The organism is Aquipluma nitroreducens, assembly GCF_009689585.1.
Classification (GTDB): domain Bacteria; phylum Bacteroidota; class Bacteroidia; order Bacteroidales; family Prolixibacteraceae; genus Aquipluma; species Aquipluma nitroreducens.
On sequence record NZ_AP018694.1, the window covers coordinates 4741971 to 4759801 of the forward strand.

General features: G+C 40.6%; 18 protein-coding genes. 13 read left to right on the forward strand and 5 right to left on the reverse strand.

Annotation, left to right across the window (positions count from 1 at the left end; translation table 11 throughout):
- The first annotated feature begins 2 nt into the window (after positions 1-2).
- The 13 genes from mobC (at position 3) to AQPE_RS19985 (ending at position 10075) form a co-directional block, all read left to right on the forward strand.
- Positions 3-1994 (forward strand): conjugal transfer protein MobC, encoded by a 1992-nt coding sequence (mobC, locus tag AQPE_RS19925; RefSeq protein WP_318348251.1) that lies wholly within the window; start codon positions 3-5, stop codon positions 1992-1994.
- 466 nt (positions 1995-2460) lie between these two features.
- On the forward strand, positions 2461-2859 hold the full coding sequence (locus AQPE_RS19930; RefSeq protein ID WP_318348252.1) for a pyridoxamine 5'-phosphate oxidase family protein: 399 nt from the start codon (positions 2461-2463) through the stop codon (positions 2857-2859).
- Between the two features lie 17 nt (positions 2860-2876).
- Complete coding sequence (locus AQPE_RS19935) at positions 2877-3545, forward strand: oxygen-binding di-iron domain-containing protein (protein WP_318348253.1); 669 nt, start codon at positions 2877-2879, stop codon at positions 3543-3545.
- A gap of 87 nt (positions 3546-3632) precedes the next feature.
- Positions 3633-4010 carry a pyridoxamine 5'-phosphate oxidase family protein gene (locus AQPE_RS19940; RefSeq protein ID WP_318348254.1) on the forward strand — a complete coding sequence of 126 codons (378 nt, stop codon included), beginning with the start codon at positions 3633-3635 and terminating at the stop codon, positions 4008-4010.
- Between the two features lie 98 nt (positions 4011-4108).
- Positions 4109-5239 (forward strand): helix-turn-helix domain-containing protein, encoded by a 1131-nt coding sequence (locus AQPE_RS19945; protein WP_318348255.1) that lies wholly within the window; start codon positions 4109-4111, stop codon positions 5237-5239.
- Positions 5240-5399: 160 nt separating this feature from the next.
- On the forward strand, positions 5400-6038 hold the full coding sequence (locus AQPE_RS19950; RefSeq protein WP_318348256.1) for a DUF6448 family protein: 639 nt from the start codon (positions 5400-5402) through the stop codon (positions 6036-6038).
- A gap of 33 nt (positions 6039-6071) precedes the next feature.
- A complete protein-coding gene (locus tag AQPE_RS19955) occupies positions 6072-6242 on the forward strand; it encodes a carboxymuconolactone decarboxylase family protein (protein ID WP_318348257.1) in 171 nt (56 codons plus the stop codon).
- 10 nt (positions 6243-6252) lie between these two features.
- Positions 6253-6702: a carboxymuconolactone decarboxylase family protein gene (locus tag AQPE_RS19960; RefSeq protein ID WP_318348258.1), complete on the forward strand. Its 450-nt coding sequence runs from the start codon at positions 6253-6255 to the stop codon at positions 6700-6702.
- A gap of 148 nt (positions 6703-6850) precedes the next feature.
- Complete coding sequence (locus AQPE_RS19965; RefSeq protein ID WP_318348259.1) at positions 6851-7081, forward strand: DUF2249 domain-containing protein; 231 nt, start codon at positions 6851-6853, stop codon at positions 7079-7081.
- An 81-nt stretch (positions 7082-7162) separates the two neighbouring features.
- Positions 7163-7639 (forward strand): CopD family protein, encoded by a 477-nt coding sequence (locus AQPE_RS19970; RefSeq protein ID WP_318348260.1) that lies wholly within the window; start codon positions 7163-7165, stop codon positions 7637-7639.
- A gap of 26 nt (positions 7640-7665) precedes the next feature.
- The gene (locus AQPE_RS19975) at positions 7666-8481 is read left to right on the forward strand and encodes a DUF2249 domain-containing protein (protein ID WP_318348261.1); all 816 of its coding nucleotides are present in this window, start codon (positions 7666-7668) and stop codon (positions 8479-8481) included.
- Entirely contained in the window at positions 8482-9759 is a 1278-nt protein-coding gene (locus AQPE_RS19980; RefSeq protein WP_318348262.1) for a hypothetical protein, read from the forward strand.
- Between the two features lie 7 nt (positions 9760-9766).
- A complete protein-coding gene (locus tag AQPE_RS19985) occupies positions 9767-10075 on the forward strand; it encodes a metal-sulfur cluster assembly factor (protein WP_318348263.1) in 309 nt (102 codons plus the stop codon).
- A gap of 6 nt (positions 10076-10081) precedes the next feature.
- Here AQPE_RS19985 and narI read toward each other — a convergent pair whose 3' ends face one another.
- The 5 genes from narI to AQPE_RS20010 form a co-directional block, all read right to left on the reverse strand.
- Entirely contained in the window at positions 10082-10777 is a 696-nt protein-coding gene (gene narI, locus AQPE_RS19990; RefSeq protein WP_318348264.1) for a respiratory nitrate reductase subunit gamma, read from the reverse strand.
- A gap of 5 nt (positions 10778-10782) precedes the next feature.
- Positions 10783-11412 carry a nitrate reductase molybdenum cofactor assembly chaperone gene (gene narJ, locus AQPE_RS19995; RefSeq protein ID WP_318348265.1) on the reverse strand — a complete coding sequence of 210 codons (630 nt, stop codon included), beginning with the start codon at positions 11410-11412 and terminating at the stop codon, positions 10783-10785.
- A gap of 1 nt (position 11413) precedes the next feature.
- Positions 11414-12904 carry a nitrate reductase subunit beta gene (narH, locus tag AQPE_RS20000; RefSeq protein WP_318348266.1) on the reverse strand — a complete coding sequence of 497 codons (1491 nt, stop codon included), beginning with the start codon at positions 12902-12904 and terminating at the stop codon, positions 11414-11416.
- A gap of 22 nt (positions 12905-12926) precedes the next feature.
- Positions 12927-16658 carry a nitrate reductase subunit alpha gene (locus tag AQPE_RS20005; RefSeq protein WP_318348267.1) on the reverse strand — a complete coding sequence of 1244 codons (3732 nt, stop codon included), beginning with the start codon at positions 16656-16658 and terminating at the stop codon, positions 12927-12929.
- A gap of 71 nt (positions 16659-16729) precedes the next feature.
- Positions 16730-17743 carry a tellurite resistance/C4-dicarboxylate transporter family protein gene (locus AQPE_RS20010; protein WP_318351331.1) on the reverse strand — a complete coding sequence of 338 codons (1014 nt, stop codon included), beginning with the start codon at positions 17741-17743 and terminating at the stop codon, positions 16730-16732.
- Between the last annotated feature and the right edge of the window lie 88 nt (positions 17744-17831).

Below are 17831 nucleotides of genomic sequence, written 5' to 3' on the forward strand. Positions count from 1 at the left end.
CTATGGCAATGCAGACAGGTGAGAATGAACAGGCGATGAGGAAAATTCTGGATATGACTAGGCTGATTAGCATTATAATATTAGTGATCCATTTTTATTATTACTGTTACGGTGCTTTCCAGGAGTGGGGATTGAGCAGTGCACTGAGCGATCGCTTACTGGGCAATATTTACAGAACGGGATTGTTTGGAAATTTTCATAAATCCAAGCTAATTGCCTTGGGCTTTCTGTTTATCTCCCTGTTGGGTGCAAGAGGCAGGAAAGACGAAAAGCTGAATCATAAAACAGCCTTTGCATATATCATCACCGGACTGTTAATTTATTTTACAAGTTACCTGGCCTTGCTGGTGAAAATAAAGACAACGAAACTGGCAATGGTTTATATCGGCCTTACTTCAATTGGTTTTTTGCTCGTGCTATCGGGCGGTACATTGTTATCGAGGATTATCAGTAATAAGCTCAATAATAAAGATATTTTTAACCGTGAGAACGAGACGTTTCCGCAGGAAGAACGTCTGTTGGAGAACGAATATTCAATTAATCTACCTGCCCGATACCATCTTAAAGATAAGGTATGTGAAAGCTGGATCAACATTATTAATCCTTTTCGTGGAGTAATGGTGTTGGGGACTCCCGGTTCTGGAAAATCTTATTTCGTGATACGCCACATCATAACACAACATATCCGCAAAGGCTTTACGATGTTTGTGTACGATTTTAAGTTTGACGACCTTTCAAGAATTGCATATAATACATGGCTGAAAAACAAACATAGGTACCCAAAACCGCCGACATTTTATGTGATCAATTTTGACGACCTGACCCGCAGCCACCGCTGTAACCCACTGGAACCTTCGGCCATGACCGACATTACCGATGCGGCAGAATCTGCCCGTACCATCCTGATGGGATTGAACCGGGAATGGATCAAGCGTCAAGGTGATTTTTTTGTGGAATCGCCAATCAACTTTCTGACGGCGGTAATATGGTATTTACGAAAGTATAAGGATGGTGAATTTTGTACCCTGCCACACGTCATTGAGCTGATGCAGGTGGACTATGATAGTCTGTTTACACTACTCAGGATGGAGAAAGAAATTGAGGTACTGATCAATCCTTTTGTGAATGCATACCTCAATGATGTGATGGAGCAACTGGAAGGCCAAATTGCTGCTGCAAAAGTGGCCATGGCCAGGCTTTCTTCGCCACAATTGTACTACGTTTTATCCGGCAACGACTTTACGCTTGATATCAATAATCCAGATGATCCTAAGATTGTCTGCATGGGCAATAATCCGCAAAAGATACAGATTTACGGGGCTGTATTATCTCTCTATGTAACCCGTTTGGTGAAGTTGGTGAACAAGAAAGGTAAACAAAAGAGCAGCCTAATTTTTGATGAATTCCCAACTATTTACCTCAATAATATGGACAGCCTGATTGCAACGGCAAGAAGCAACAAAGTGGCAACCTGTCTGGGTATTCAGGACTTTAGCCAGCTCCGTAAGGATTATGGCAGGGAGCAGGCAGATGTGATCATGAACATTACCGGAAACATAGTTAGCGGACAAGTTACGGGCGATACGGCCAAACAATTATCAGAACGCTTTGGCAAGATTATGCAGGATCGGGAAAGCCTTTCCATTAACGCTTCTGATACTTCCATCAGCCGTTCCAAACAATTGGAATCTGCGGTACCACCCTCTAAAATTTCTACACTTAGTTCCGGGGAGTTTGTAGGCATGGTGGCCGATGATCCAGACTGTAAAATTGACCTGAAAACTTTCCATTGCGAGATATTGAACGACCATGCAGCGCTGAAGAAAGAACAGGAAGCTTACAAGGATATTCAGGTCATACGCAAGCTGGACAATACCATGGTGCAACGCAACTATTTGCAGATAAAACAGGATGTTCAGGATATAATTCATTCCGAAATGGAACGATTGCTGAATGACCCTGGGCTAGCACATTTGGTTGTGAGAAAGGTGTAGCTGGAAATGAAATTTTTATTTAATGGCTCTTTATGTTCGGCAAGGCCTTTAGGAAGTATAACTTAATAATATATTGACATTTAAATAATTAGAGTATTATCTTATTGAAAGGCACCTAATTTTATTTAACATTGTTATTACTAAACTATTCGACTAAAAATAGTTTTAGGAAGGAAAAGCGGATGATAAAGAAAAGGAGAGCGGATAAAGAAAGTGGTAATCTCCTTACGTTCCAATGACGGATTTATGGTCGAAAATCAAAATTTCACTGTGTATTGATAACTCAGGGAGAAATTGATTTTAGGACTGCAGTCGAATAATATATTCAAAATTGAGGTATAACATGAAACTTATTTCTGTCGAACATAGTTCCACGAAATTTTTCGTAATTTTTATTGTTTATAAAATTCTATTCGTAATTTTGGCAATGACATAATTGAATATGTAAATAAATTATAGAAAAGACATGCCAATATTGACACAGGAAATGAAAGACATGATTGCAACACAGCAATGTTTTGTGGGAACAGTTAATGCAGATGGAACACCAAATGTAGCACCAAAGCGGTCAACCCGAGTACTATCTGACGATTCTCTTATTTTTACTGAAGGTACTGGTGGTGCAACTTACGCAAATATCAAAAGAGGATCAAAAGTTTCTATTTCTATTGTAAATCGCGAAATTTTAGATGGATATAGATTTGTTGGAAATGCTTCATTGCAGGAAAGTGGAGAATTATTTGAACAGGCGGCTGCAATGTCTGCACAATTAGGGAGGCCTAAACCATTTGCTGTTGTTATAATTCATATAACTGAAATTCATTCACTTAAACCAGGTCCTTCTGCCGGTAAAAAAATAGCTTAAGCTTAAATTCTATAAAGTTGGAAATAAAGAAAGGAATTAATTACATGACAATCATTGACCAAGATTTATATCAATTTAGTACCTACGTTCAGCCAATTAACCTTTCATTTCACCAATATTTACTAGCGAATGAAGAACCACTTCTGTTTCATACAGGTAATATTCAACAAGCAAAAGTCTTAGTACCGCAGTTGAAAGCAGTTCTCAATGATAAAACCCTGAAATACATCTTTGTTTCTCACTTTGAATCTGATGAATGCGGTGGATTGTCCCATATACTGGAACATTTTCCTGGTGTCAAACCCATTTGCTCCGAAGTGACAGCCCGTCAGCTAACCGGATTCGGACTTGCCAGCGAGTTGATTGTTAAGAAACCTGGCGAGAGACTCCTTACAAAGGACTATGAACTGGAATTCTTTAATTACCCCTGCGAAATGCATCTTTGGGAGGGTTTATTGGTCATGGAAACCCGACGCAGGATTTTCTTTAGCAGTGACCTGATGATGCGGTTTGGGGAAGCGAATGGTACTCATATAGAATCCAATTGGCAAATGGAAATTGAAAATATCAGGCTGGAGCAGGTTCCGGATCCTGAGCGCCGCCTACAGTTGCAAAAGACATTGATGCAATTAAACCCCGGGTTTGTGGCTACCGGCCATGGTCCCTGCCTTAAATTAAATAAATAATTCAGAGAGCCGACGACATAAATATCTGTAAATTAATAAATCAGATAACCCTATATTGTGAATTAACTAATTAAAAGGAGATATAAAATGTTGAACGAAAAACTATTGGAAATTTTGTCCCATCCTGCTGATGGGGAGGTAGCAATTGTAACTAAGGGTACAGATGGAGCTCATGTTGTAAATACCTGGAATAGCTATGTCAATATTACGTTGGATGGGAGAATGTTAATTCCCGTGGGGGGAATGAATAAAACAGAAAAAAATGTTGAAGAGAATCAGTTGGTTAAACTGACCATTGGAAATCGCGAAGTTCAGGGGCTAAATTACAAGGGAGCAGGCTTTCTGATTACCGGAATAGCAAGATTTATAAAGGATGGCCCCGATTTTAATTTGATCAAAGCTAAGTTTCCATGGGCCAGGGCAGTACTCGAAATAACAATCAAAACTGCTGTACAAACCCTCTAAAATTAGTTAATAGCCTCTTGCTTCCCAGGTAGAAATCGGTTGTTTTAGTTTGAAAATATCATTTGTTTTGGTGGTGAAAATTTCTCCTTTGCTGAACTATGAAATATTTCTTTTTAATAGCAGCTTTCAATGCCTTCTTTTTCGCTGTTTTACTTTTTCAGAAAAAACCGAAGGCGGTACACGATAAGATACTTATTTTCTGGCTAGCTTTTTTGGGCTTATATACAGGAGTATATGGCCTTTTTTCAAATGAATTGTTCACGTACTTTCCACTTTTGTCGGCCAGTTTTATTTCACTACTTTTATTGCATGGCCCTTTTCTATATTTCTATATTTCCTCCCTGGTAGTTAACTCAAATAAATTTAGAACCAAAGACCTGCTCCATTTTACCCCATTTCTCCTGTTTAACCTTTATCTGATCATTGTATCTTATTTACCGAGAGTATCGGAGCGAATCAGTTTAAGCCATGTAGCAAGTGAACATGAATCGCCCTTATTGTTTCAGCTGTTTTTAATGCTGGTTGTCTTATCGAGTCCTGTATATTTTGTGTTTTCAATCCGGCTATTTAAAAGCCTGGATATTCAAATTTTTAATAATTTTTCAAGTGCTGAAAATATAAATCTCGACTGGCTGCGGAAGTTGGTGTACATATTTGGATCCGTATGGACTTTATTGATGGTTGTTGCTACCATTCACCACGTGTTTCATCTTTTTTCGTGGATTTTTTGCACTGATGGAATTTCGCTTTCATTGTCGATTTTTATCATCCTTATCGGTTATTATGGGTTAAAACAGAAAGAACTATTTTCATTTCCCGAAAAGGAATCTTTTATTCTGGAACAGAAACCTGAAAAGTATTCAGGCTCAAGGCTAAAAGAGTCGGAAGCCGGATTATACCTGGAGAAACTGAACCGTTTTATGGAAGAAGAAAAACCTTACCTGAATCCGGATTTAAATCTTCCACAATTGGCTAAAGAAGTGGAAATCCCATCACATTATTTATCACAGGTGATTAATGAAAATATTGGACTGAACTTCTTTGATTTTATTAACCGTCAACGTGTGGAAGATGTGAAAAATAAAATGTCAGATCCACGGTACAATAACTTTTCAATCCTGGGGATTGCCTTTGAATCCGGATTTAATTCCAAGTCGGCTTTTAATCGGGTGTTTAAAAATATTACTGGAATTACTCCCAGCGAATATAAAAAGACGCTTTCTGTTTAAATCGGTACAATTACTTCTTATCCCACGTATCGTTTTATAAATCGGGACTTCCCGGTTCAATAAAATGAGTGCCACTTTAGAAAGTAGGTCGCACAGGCTGTTTGCTCTCTGTATTTTTGCTTCTGAAATGAATTTTATAAATCTTTTAAAAATCAGAAAAATGAAAAACACAGAAAAGAATGTCGGACAGAAAAACAGAGGCAAAAAAAACATCTTTAAGTTAACAGGCGCTGCCTTTCTATTATTTATGTTGACTCTATTTGCCGGTACACCTGCGTCAGCGCATTGTGATTCGTATGATGGCCCTGTTATCAAAGATGCCACCAAAGCGCTCGAAACAAACAATGCCAATTTAATCCTGAAATGGATTACTCCGGAACAGGAAAAGGAAATTATTCTTTTATTCAAAAAAACCTATCAATTGAGGGGTGGTGATAAAGAGGTTTACGCAATTGTTGAAAAACACTTCTTCGAAACCCTTGTCCGTTTGCACCGTGAAAAAGAAGGCGCACCTTACACTGGGCTAAAACCTGCCGGAACCACAAAACAAATTATCCAAATGACTGACAAAGCGCTTCAGGAAGGCAATGTGGATGATTTCCTGGTAAAATTTAATAGCCACATTAATAAGGTAATCCGCGAAAAATATCAAAAAGTTTCGGAACTGAATAAAGTAAAAGATAATTCAACAGAGCTAGGCCGGGAATTCGTAGAAGCTTACGTTGATTACACGCATACTGTTGAAGCATTGCACGATATTATTGAACACGGCGGTGGACACGCAGGTCATAAGGAGTAATATAATACAATCCTTTTGAAGTAGCTGAATCTCTTGGGAAACAGACATTGTAGGAGTCCATATTGCATATGCTTACATACAAAACAGGCGATGAGGAAAGGAACAAGCAAGGAAGAAATTATTGAAGTGATATGGATTGCTTCCGAAATGCGAGAAGTAGCAGCATCTGAACATGCTGCTGCTGCTCTGGACGAAATGATATAATATTAAAATCATGGAAGAAAGATTAAACTATTCAATGGTGGCTCCTGATGCCATAAAAGCCATGTATGAACTCGAGAAATATGTACATGATTCGGGGCTCGAACACTCGCTTTACGAGTTGGTGAAAACTAGGGCATCCCAAATAAACGGCTGTGCCTATTGCATCGACATGCACACAAAGGATGCCCGCAAGGCAGGCGAGACAGAACAACGTTTGTATGCCTTAGATGCCTGGCGGGAAACTCCATTTTATACCCAACGTGAGCGGGCTGCATTGGCTTGGACAGAAGCATTAACATTGATTTCAGAAAATGATATGTCTGATTCATTATATGAATCTGCCCGGAAACATTTTGATGAAAAAGAAATGGTAGCGCTCACCATGGCTATAGTTGCTATTAACGGATGGAATCGTTTGGCAATTGGATTTCGTGCTGTTCCTGGCAGTTATGAATCATAATAAATCTCAATAGCAAAGGAATTGTCAGGGTTGTATCTATAAAAATTGCCTCCTTTTATATTCCATAAAAAGACATCAATGTCTTTTTATGGAATATTTTTATATATTTGCAATATTAAAAGATTTAAAAACCTTTAAATATTAAATTATGAAAACGTTAGATGCAACGAAAATTGAACCCAGGTACAAACACCCCACCATCTTTCAAGCCTACGAAGATTTGGCTGTAGGAGAATCTTTTATCCTTCATAACGACCACGATCCAAAACCGCTTTACTATCAGTTTACCGCAGAAAAAGGGAAAGAATTTGGTTGGGAATACCTTCAACAAGGTCCAGATGTGTGGGAAGTAAAAATCAGTAAAATGAAAGTTGAATAAAGGTTATGGATTGGATCAACTGGCGCTTGATCATTTAAATTTCATAATTTCTGAAACAATCCTAATGCATTAGTAAATCGAATGACAACAAATTATTTTATTTCGATTTTTGTACATGTGATTTGTGCAGCATTTTGGATAGGCGGTATGCTGTTTATCCCCCTTGTTTTAGTGCCAGGCATAAAAAATCAACCCAACCGTGTGTTGTTACTCCATAAAACCGGGATTAAATTCCGGTTTTATGGTTGGCTGGCAGTCATAATCCTGATTATAAGCGGAGTTTTAAACATCTATTTCAGAGGACTTCCCTTTACAGTCGAATTTTTCATTAACACAAGCTACGGAAAATTACTAAGCTTGAAATTGGCCCTTTTCGTGGTTATGCTACTAGTTGGTGGAATTCATGATTTTTATTTTGGCATGAAATCGATTGATGAAATGCAACAATCATTAGGAAAGAAATTCAAAATGTTAGCACGGTGGACCGGAATGCTTAATCTGTTGCTGGCCTTAATTATTGCCTTTCTGGGCATTGCGATATCGCGAGGTGGATTCTGAAGTTTTGATAAATAAATTCTGGAAAAATGAAAATTAACAGCGAAACAAAAATATCAGTTCTAATTAAAGAAAACTCAAACGCAATTGAAGCTATCGTTTCTGTCAACCCTCATTTTAGCAAATTAAGAAATCCATTGCTCCGTGGAATATTAGCTTCAAGAACCAGTATTGGAGATGCTGCCCGAATTGGAAAATGTGACATTGAGGTTCTTTTTAAATCACTTGCTGAAATAGGTTTCGAGATTGAAAAAGATGCGATTTTGAAAGAAGAGAAAATAGAGCAATCTGCAAATTCCGAAATTTTAAACGCCATTAAATTGGCCAAGGTGACCTCGTTGGATGTCAGGCCAACTTTGGAAAGAGGTGGAGACCCATTCAATGAAATAATGGGCGAACTAATGAGGCTTCAGGATGGATACGCATTGGAAGTTATCAATACGTTTGAACCAACGCCACTGATTAAAATAGCGAATGCCAGAGGATATTCGAGTAGGATTGAAACAAAAGAAGATGCCGTTTACACTTATTTCTTTAAAGTGGGCGAAGCCAAAGAAGAAGCCCGTTCCAGCAACCTGGTTTTCCGGGTTTCTGTGTCAGAACATGAAGAAAGAAGGGCCAAATGTAAAAAGGATATTCGTGAAATTGATGTTCGCGACTTAGAGATGCCATTACCCATGGTCACTATTTTAAAAGAGTTAGAAGAGTTGAAAGAAAACGGTGCACTCTATGTGCATCATAAAAAAGTGCCTCAATATTTATTACCCGAATTGGCTGAACGGAATTTTAAGACCTGGATTGCCGAGGTGGACGAAAACAACGTTAAACTTTTAATTCATAAATAAATGAACCAGATAGCCAGCCAAAATGCCCCATCACCAAAGGTAGTTATTCCCCATTATGCTTTCGGGGGACTGACCTGGCTCGTGGTAACCCTGCTAATCGTATTTAATCCTGAAGCTTTCACACAACATTTTTTTAATCCTGAATTACTTGCCATAACCCACTTGTTGGTGTTGGGTTGGATTACCATGATTATTTTTGGAGCCTTGTACCAGTTGCTTCCGGTCATTATGGAAGTGAAATTATACAGCGAGCCATTTGCAATAGCTTCATTTATCTTGCTGGGCTTGGGTACTATTTTGCTGGCTTTCTCTTTCTGGCAATTTTCATTTGGTGCCATCATGTTTGTTGCGGCAACATGTGTTGTTGTGGCTGTTGGATTTTTTGTTGCCAATGTATTGTTTACTGCACATTCTTCCACTAAAAAAGTGATTGATAGAACCTTCATCATTACTTCAGTAATATGGCTGTTATTCACGGTGTTGGCCGGTTTAGCCCTGGCCATTAACCAGGTTCACCCGTTTTTGAAAACTTCGCAAATCGAACTGTTAAAACTGCATTCCCACGCCGGGATTGTTGGATGGTTTATTCAGTTGATTATTGGCGTCAGCAGTAAATTGTTGCCTATGTTTATGGTGTCTCACCACGTAAATACCAAGAAGTTAAGTGTTGCTTATTACGCTATTAATATTGGGCTGATTGCAGGACTCGTGTCGTTGTTTCTGCAGATGAAATTTGGTATCGTAATGAGTGCGATTATCATCGTGCCGGGTATTTTTAGTTACCTGTCATTTATTTATGAAGCCTATACAAAAAGGGTGAAAAAACAACTTGATATCGGGATGAAACAAACGGCCTTTTCCTTTTTGATACTGGTTATTCCATTCTTCCTGATTTTCACTCTTCTGTTTAATTTCGAATTCCTGAACAACCTGACGCTACCCCTTTCAGTGGCTTATGGAAGTGCAATTGTAATTGGGTTTATTACTTCACTGGTCATGGGGCAAACATACAAAACCTTGCCTTTTATTGTCTGGCTGAAAGTCTATCGGGGGCGGATTGGGAAAGTGGTATTGCCCTTACCGAAAGACCTTTATTCTGAAAAAGTAGCCATTGCCCAGTTATGGCTTTTTGCTGCAGGGTTTGTTTTATTACTTCTCGGAATTTCAACAACTATTGTTAATCTATTGATTATGAGCGGTATTAGCCTGTTTTTGTCGGCCGCGCTTTATAACTTTAATCTGTTCAAAATCATATTTCATAAACCAGAAAATAAATAGTTTCATTATGAATACGGAAGAAAAAAATATTTTTGAATTGCTCAAAGGAGTTGTTGATCCGGAATTAATGGTAAACATTATTGATCTGGGATTAATTTATGGCGTGACTTATAATGAGCCGGAACATAAAATCGATATAGATTTAACCCTCACCTCGCCCGGGTGCCCGATGGGCGGCTTGATCATTGAAGATGCCCAACAGTTGATCGAATCCAGTTATCCCAATTTTGAAGTCAAGATTAATCTTGTATGGGAACCCATGTGGTCAATTGAAAATCTTACAGAGGCAGGTAAAGAAGCTTTAGGCCAGATATAAGATGCTTCAGGCTGGCCGTTTTGTAAATCCGCGCCTTACCAGTTGATAACCCGATCTGAAAAAATAAGCAAGCGGCATCACAAACATGTGCATGAGTTTCGTGTAGGGGAAAATCATAAAAATGAAAAGTCCCGTTACTATGTGCAATTTGTAAATAAGGCTATGTCCTGCAATTACTACACCTGCATCTGGTTGAAAAGTAATAACCTTTTGCGCCCATTCACCTAAAGCGGCATAGTTTTCAACGGAAGATCCGGCAGAAATGGCTACAGAGATCAACCCCAGTCCCATTTCAAATAAAAGCAAAGCGATCAAGAGGATATCCGCAATTGAACTGTTTATTCTGATCCGTTGGTCCTTAAGTCGCCTGACGAGAAGTATCGTTATTCCGACCACGGCGGCGGTGCCAAAAACAGACCCCATTATAACTGCCAATATCTTTTTTGTTGCAGTGGTCATAAACAGGTGATAAAAATGTTCAGGAGTAAAAAGGCCCATAAAGTGTCCGATAAAAACCAGGATAATGCCATAATGAAACAAATTGCCTCCCCATCGCTGGCCTTTCTTCGAGAGAAACTGGCTCGATTCAGCTTGTAATGATTTTGATGTTTTTACTATTCGAGTGATAACACCAAACCAGAAAAGAGTCATGGCGATGTGTGGCAAATAGGTGAATAACAGGTTGTTGATATAATTATCCATAAACATTATGATTTACAATTTAAACAAGCATTTTCGTCTCCGAATGTTACGGGCTCTTCTTCGTAAGCTTCATCAATACTGATTTCAGGCATTTCTGTTTCCATTTTTTCAATCCGGGCTTCGGCGGGTTTGCGGCCAGATAATTTGATGATGGCAGATAAAAGATATTTATATGGATTGTCCTTATCTTCCAGCTTTTTGTGAATAAAGCCTACAATATCAATAATCTCAGAAAGATAATCCATAGCCTTTGATTGCGTTTGCATGGCAAGGAATTCGAGAAATACAGGCAGATAATCAGGTAATTCCGGACGGTTTATATTTAATCCATTTTCATTGTAAAGACCGATCAGGTCAACCATGGCCTGACCGCGGTCTTTTGAATCGCCATGTACATGCTCAAACAGGTAAAGAGAAACCGAGCGCGAATAATCGAACAGTTGAACATAGTGCTCTTGCCAAAATGTCAGTGGCTTTTTTGCAAAAAAGTCAACAAAAATGTCTATTCCGGAAATGGCTTCGGCGTTCATCAAATTCTCCTCCTTAAGTGAAGAATTAACCTGAGGTAAAAAGTCATAAATTTCCTCGTTGGGATAAGTAATCAACAGCGAAATTATTTTATAAGTTTTCAGCATTTTACATTCCTCCAAATAAGTTTTTCAAACGACTTTCCATGCTGCCGCACCCTTCTCCATCACTGAACCCACACTCAGCCTTATCGCCAAAGGCATCAATAGCATATTCCTTATGTGACACGGGAATTACAAAGCGGTCTTCGTAATCGGCAATGGCCATGTAGCGGTACATCTCTTCGACCATTTCAGCCGTCAGGCCTGTACCAGATAATACCCCTTCATCTTCACTGTTTTCAACAGTTTTACTCCTCATGAACGCACGCATGGCCAGCATTTTTACCAATGCTTCCCTTACCGGCTTTTCATCGCCTGCAGTGAACATATTGGCCAGATATTTAACAGGGATACGCAGCATATCTACATCCGGAATAATGCCATTGAAACCCAGTTTTCCACTTTCAACTTCTTCCTGGATAGGCGATAAAGGCGGGGTGTACCAAACCATCGGTAAAGTTCGGTACTCGGGATGAAGTGGAAAAGCTACTTTCCACTCGACTGCCATTTTGTAAACAGGCGATTTTTGAGCTGCATCGATAAAATTATCGGGAATGCCTTGTTTGCGGGCTTCTGCTATAATTTCAGGATTATGGGGATCAAGGAAAATACCGATATGGGATTGATACAAATCAACCGGATTTTCGGAAGAGGCTGATTCCTTGATTTTTTCGGCATCGTAAAGCATTACGCCGATATACCTGATTCTTCCAACGCAAGTTTCGCTACAGATAGTTGGTTCCCCGTTTTCAATCTTCGGATAACACAGCGTGCATTTCTCAGAACGTTTGGTTTTCCAGTTGAAATAGATTTTTTTGTATGGACAGGCGCTCACGCACTGACGCCATCCCCGGCAACGATCCTGGTCGATGAGCACAATGCCATCATCTTCACGCTTGTAAATGGCACCTGAAGGGCAGGCCGCCACACAGGTCGGATTGAGGCAATGTTCGCACAGGCGCGGCAAATACATCATGAAGGCGTTCTCGAACTTGCTGTATATCTCTTTGTCAATGTCATCAAAATTCTTCTCTTTACTGCGTTCTTCAAATGCACCCCCCAGATCGTCTTCCCAATTTGGACCTTTCTCGATCTTCTCCATCGGAAGTCCGGTAATCATTGAATGAGGCCTGGCTGTAGGTGGTGTAGCAAACTTTCCAGATGAATGTAAAATACTGTAGTTGAAGGTGAACGGTTCGTAATAGTCATCGATCTGAGGTAAGTACGGATTTGAAAAAATGTTTTTCATGATACCTGTCTTATTCCCCATACGCGGACGAAGCTTCGATTTATCGAGTACCCAGCCACCCTTCCATTTGTCCTGATTTTCCCAGTCGGTGGGATAACCCTGTCCTGGTTTAGTTTCAACATTATTAAACCAGGCATATTCCATCCCTTTGCGGGTTGTCCATACGTTTTTACAGGTAACCGAACAAGTATGACAGCCAATACATTTGTCGAGGTTTAATACCATTGCAATTTGAGCCTGTATTTTCATAATCTAATGAGTATTAAACGTGTTAATGTTTTACTTCTTCGTCTTTCCATTCCACTTTCTTCAGTTTGCGGACGACCACAAACTCGTCACGGTTTGATCCGATGGTTCCGTAATAATTGAATCCATATGACAATTGAGCATATCCGCCAATCATGTGTGTTGGCTTCAGGCATAATCGCTCTACGGAGTTATGCACACCGCCGCGATTACCCGTTAACTGACTAATCGGCATATTTACAGTTCGTTCCTGGTTGTGATACATGATCAGTGCACCGACAGGAATCCGCTGAGATACAATCAGCCTAGCTACGGATGCTCCGTTGCTGTTAAAGACTTCAATCCAGTCATTGTCTTTGAGTCCAATGCTGGCGGCATCTGTTTCGCTCATCCAGGCTACCGGACCTCCGCGGCCTAGTGTGAGCATGACTAAATTGTCAGACCACGAAGAATGGATGGTCCATTTATTATGAGGTGTCATAATGTTTATGACCATGTACTCGTCCTCCTTTTCCGCTTTACCTAGTACTTCAAGAATTGATTTGGTGTTGATAGGCGGTTTGTAAGTGACCATATTCTCCCCAAATGCAATCATCCACGGATGATCCTGATAAAGGGTTTGCCGTCCGGTGAGTGTTCGCCACGGGATCAGTTCATGCACATTGGTATAACCAGCATTGTACGATACCTTTTCGGAATCGATGCCGCTCCATATAGGAGAAGTGATGATCTTTCGAGGTTGCGAAAGCAGGTCGCGATAACGTATTTTTTCCTCCTCGCGGCCTAAAGCCAGATGCGTGTGTTTGCGTCCTGTAATTGCTTCCAGCGCTTTCCAGGCTTTCATGGCAACCGCGCCATTGGTCTCAGGAGCCAGAGAAAGAATAACCTCAGCAGCCTGAATGTCCGTTTCAATCTTCGGAAGACCTTTGGTTTCACCTTCTTCACTTTTGGTATTATTAAGGAGTGCAAGCAGGTCTATTTCGGCCTCTGTGTTCCAGTTAATTCCTTTACCACCATTGCCCAGAGTCTTCATCAGTGGCCCCAGACTGGTGAACCGATTGTAAGTTTCCGGATAATTACGTTTCAGAGTGATTATTTTTGAGAAGTTGATTCCGGGCTTTATTTCTAAATCCGAATTTTTCCAATCTTTTGCGTCGGTAGTCTCCGATAACTCCATCGGAGTATCGTGTTGAAGCGGAAGCAATACAATGTCAGTCTCGTTGTCAAGATGTCCTTTAGCCAGTATTGAAAATTTTTCTGCCAACCCTTTAAATATATCCCAATCTGTTCGGGATTCCCATACAGGATCAACTGCCCGTGAAAATGGATGAATAAATGGGTGCATGTCGCTGGTACTCAGATCGTTTTTTTCGTACCACGAAGCGGCCGGAAGCAAAATGTCTGAATGCAATCCGGTGGTTGACATCCTGAAATCGAGGCTTACCAGCAGATCAAGCTTTCCTTCCGGGGCATCGTCGTGCCATTTGACTTCGGAAGGTAAGGTCTGTCCCAATTCTTTCAGATCGTTGCCCTGAACGCTATTTTGTGCTCCCAGCAAGTGCTTCATAAAATATTCCATTCCTTTTGCGCTTGACCCCAACAGGTTCGATCTCCAAACAAAAAGGTTGCGCGGGAAGTTGGCTGGATTGTCGGGATCTTCGGAGGCCAAAGTCAGTTTCCCGCTTTTTAATCGCGAAACCACATATTCTTCTGAAGTCACACCTGCAGATTCTGCTTCTTTGGCAATTGTTAACGGATTTTTGCTCAGTTGCGGAGCACTCGGTAACCAACCCATGCGCTCTGCGCGAACATTGCAATCGATGAGTGAAAGATTTTCCCATTCCGACTTATTGGTAAGAGGAGAAAGCAATCCGTTTAGTTTCACTTTCTCATACCTCCATTGGTCAGTGTGCATATACATGAATGAGGTGGTATTCATTTGCCTTGGCGGACGGTTCCAGTCGAGGGCAAATGCCAGTGGTAACCAACCTGTCTGAGGCCTGAGTTTTTCCTGACCAACGTAATGAGACCAACCACCGCCCGACTGGCCGACACAACCACAAAATACCAGCATGTTGATAGCGCTCCGGTAAATCATATCAGTATGATACCAGTGGTTGACTCCGGCCCCGATAATAATCATTGACTTTCCTTCGGTAGCCGCCGCATTCTCAGCAAATTGTCTGGCGGTAGAGATGATGTGTTGAGCTGGAACTCCGGTAATTTTTTCCTGCCATTTTGGAGTAAAAGGCAGGTCCTCGTCATAGCTTTTTGCTGAATTCGGGGCATCAAAACCACGGTCAATTCCATAGTTGGCAACCATCAGGTCGAATACAGTGCAGGTATAAATTTCACCCTGAATGGTTTTGATTTTTCTGACCGGCACTTTGCGTTCAATAATATCGTCGTGGCCTGTTGCCGAAAAATGTTCGTGTTTAAAAGTCGAGCCTCCAAAATAAGGGAACTGCACATGAATCACTTCATCATGCTTTTCAAAAAGTGAAAGTTCAGGAATAATATCGGCGCCGGTTTTGCTGTCCTTTAGCTCGAGATTCCATTTTTGTTTTTTCTCCCATCGCGATCCGATCGTCCCGTTTGGCACCACATAGTTGCCCGACAGTTCGTCGAGTAAAACAGGTTTCCATTCCGATTTTTCACCTATAACGGGCATATTTTTAAGATCACTGGCCCTGAGAAGAGTTCCACTCATATATTTCCCGTCTTTTTTCTCAATCTTAACCAGAAAAGGCAAATCAGAATATTGACGGGCATATTTCTCAAAATAGGGTGTTTTTTTATCCAGATAAAACTCTTTCAGGATCACATGTCCCATGGCCATACCCAAAGCAGCATCGGTGCCTTGTTTGGGTTTCATCCATAAATCGGCAAATTTAACGGCATCGCTGTAGTCGGGGGCAATAACGATCGATTTTGTCCCTTTATAGCGAACCTGAGTATAGAAAGGAGAATCAGGTGTGCGTGTAAGCGGAACATTAGATCCCCAGAGCATCAGGAATGATGAGTTGTACCAATCAGCGCTTTCAGGAACATCGGTTTGCTCTCCCCATGTTTGTGGCGATGCCGGTGGCAGATCGCAATAGAAATCATAGAAACTTAGCACGGTTCCTCCGATTAGGCTCAGGTAGCGCGTGCCGGCCGCATAAGAAACCATCGACATGGCAGGAATAGGGGAGAACCCTGCAAGTCGATCGGGACCATAAGTTTTTATCGTATAAATATTTGCAGCTGCAATGATTTCGTTTACTTCATCCCATTCGGCACGAATAAAACCTCCCAGACCACGTGCTGCTTTATACTGCTTTGAAATTACCGGGTTGCTGACTACTGCTTCCCAGGCTTTTACCGGGTCGGAGAGGCGAGCCTTTGCTTCCTTATATGCAGTCAGCAATTCTCCGCGGATCATGGGATACTTAACCCGGTTTGCACTATATAGGTACCATGAATAACTGGCGCCCCGAGGACAACCGCGCGGTTCGTGATTGGGCATTCCCGGCCGTGTACGTGGATAGTCGGTTTGCTGGGTTTCCCAGGTCACAAGCCCATTCTTTACAAATATTTTCCACGAGCAGGATCCTGTACAGTTTACTCCATGAGTGGAGCGAATAACCTTATCGTGCTGCCAGCGATTACGGTACATACGCTCCCAATCGCGATTTTCACTTGTAATTGCGAGGTGTTTGTCTTTGGTTTTTTCTACTTCTTTGCTGAAATAAAAAAGTTTATTTAACAGGCTCATGATGGTAGTTGTAAATGAAATAATTATAAACCGAATCTTTGACCATACTAATGTACAAAAACCCTATCTGACTACGAATGTATTTTTGCAGGAATATAATCCCGTATGATTGCATAAAACATACCTATTGTACATATACTCCATGTGACAAGTGCAACGTAAACAAAAACAGAGGGAATCTTCATCAAGAAAGGTAGGTCAAGCGCCTGCGAAAGTCTGTAAGTGCATACGGTGTACATACCCAAAGGGAAGATCATTCCCCAGTATTGTGGATGATATTTAATAGGAAAATGTTTAAATATATGACGCCAGATACCTAAGATGACTATAAGCGGAATCCACCAGGTACCTATTGCCCAGAAGAAGAGAGTGAATCCCTTTAAAAATGGAAGTATAGAGGTTAGAAAATTCATTTTGAAAGCATTTAAAATAAGCATCGATCCTGCCAGTGTTGATATGGCCACGGCTCCCATATTAATCCAGTAAGGAGGAGCAAACTCTTCGGCTTTCATTTTGAAAAACGACATCCGATAAACAATCAGTGTTATCACGATGATATAAAACATACAGCCACAAAGAAACATGACAAGTGAGAAAAAGAATACTTCTTCATACCCAAACGGCAGATAACCTGCCAGTTGGGTCCCCAAAATAGAAATTGATTGTGTGGATACAATGAATAACAGCCACACCCCGCTGATTGCATCGTTGATAGCAGGTTTTCCTCCATTGACGGTAATAATAGTGAATATTAGATACATGAGAATGAACCAGGCAACGGTACCCGTATAATACAAAAGAGAAGCAATGTGCAGATTGCCTGAGATCAGTACAAATTGGGTCCCGAGAACACAACTACCGGCTACAAAAGTAAGTAAACCCGGACCTTTTGCATGGTCACTGGTATCGGCCTTAAACTCTGGGAAATAGATGATTATCCTCAATAAGTACATGATGCAAAGAAAAATGTAGGCCGCCATATTGAAGTAAAAGAGCAGCTTGGCAATGAGATGGAAACTAAATAGATGAGCAGCAATAGAAACAATACCCGTAGCCATTACAAGTGCAAAATATGCAATATGCATATTCTTTAAGCCGGATAGAAATGTATTGGTAAAAGGCGTAGTTTTATTCAATTTGAAAAATTTGATTAAAAGTGGATGTATTGATTAA

Coding starts and splice junctions, on each gene's coding strand:
- AQPE_RS19940 (WP_318348254.1), top strand. CDS start 3,633: ATGTTGAACGAAAAACTATTGGAAATTTTGTCCCATCCTGCTGATGGG.
- AQPE_RS20010 (WP_318351331.1), bottom strand. CDS start 17,743: ATGCATATTGCATATTTTGCACTTGTAATGGCTACGGGTATTGTTTCT.
- AQPE_RS19970 (WP_318348260.1), top strand. CDS start 7,163: ATGACAACAAATTATTTTATTTCGATTTTTGTACATGTGATTTGTGCA.
- narJ (WP_318348265.1), bottom strand. CDS start 11,412: ATGCTGAAAACTTATAAAATAATTTCGCTGTTGATTACTTATCCCAAC.
- narI (WP_318348264.1), bottom strand. CDS start 10,777: ATGGATAATTATATCAACAACCTGTTATTCACCTATTTGCCACACATC.
- AQPE_RS19980 (WP_318348262.1), top strand. CDS start 8,482: ATGAACCAGATAGCCAGCCAAAATGCCCCATCACCAAAGGTAGTTATT.
- AQPE_RS19945 (WP_318348255.1), top strand. CDS start 4,109: ATGAAATATTTCTTTTTAATAGCAGCTTTCAATGCCTTCTTTTTCGCT.
- narH (WP_318348266.1), bottom strand. CDS start 12,904: ATGAAAATACAGGCTCAAATTGCAATGGTATTAAACCTCGACAAATGT.
- AQPE_RS19930 (WP_318348252.1), top strand. CDS start 2,461: ATGCCAATATTGACACAGGAAATGAAAGACATGATTGCAACACAGCAA.
- AQPE_RS20005 (WP_318348267.1), bottom strand. CDS start 16,658: ATGAGCCTGTTAAATAAACTTTTTTATTTCAGCAAAGAAGTAGAAAAA.
- AQPE_RS19960 (WP_318348258.1), top strand. CDS start 6,253: ATGGAAGAAAGATTAAACTATTCAATGGTGGCTCCTGATGCCATAAAA.
- AQPE_RS19965 (WP_318348259.1), top strand. CDS start 6,851: ATGAAAACGTTAGATGCAACGAAAATTGAACCCAGGTACAAACACCCC.
- mobC (WP_318348251.1), top strand. CDS start 3: ATGGCAATGCAGACAGGTGAGAATGAACAGGCGATGAGGAAAATTCTG.
- AQPE_RS19975 (WP_318348261.1), top strand. CDS start 7,666: ATGAAAATTAACAGCGAAACAAAAATATCAGTTCTAATTAAAGAAAAC.
- AQPE_RS19950 (WP_318348256.1), top strand. CDS start 5,400: ATGAAAAACACAGAAAAGAATGTCGGACAGAAAAACAGAGGCAAAAAA.
- AQPE_RS19985 (WP_318348263.1), top strand. CDS start 9,767: ATGAATACGGAAGAAAAAAATATTTTTGAATTGCTCAAAGGAGTTGTT.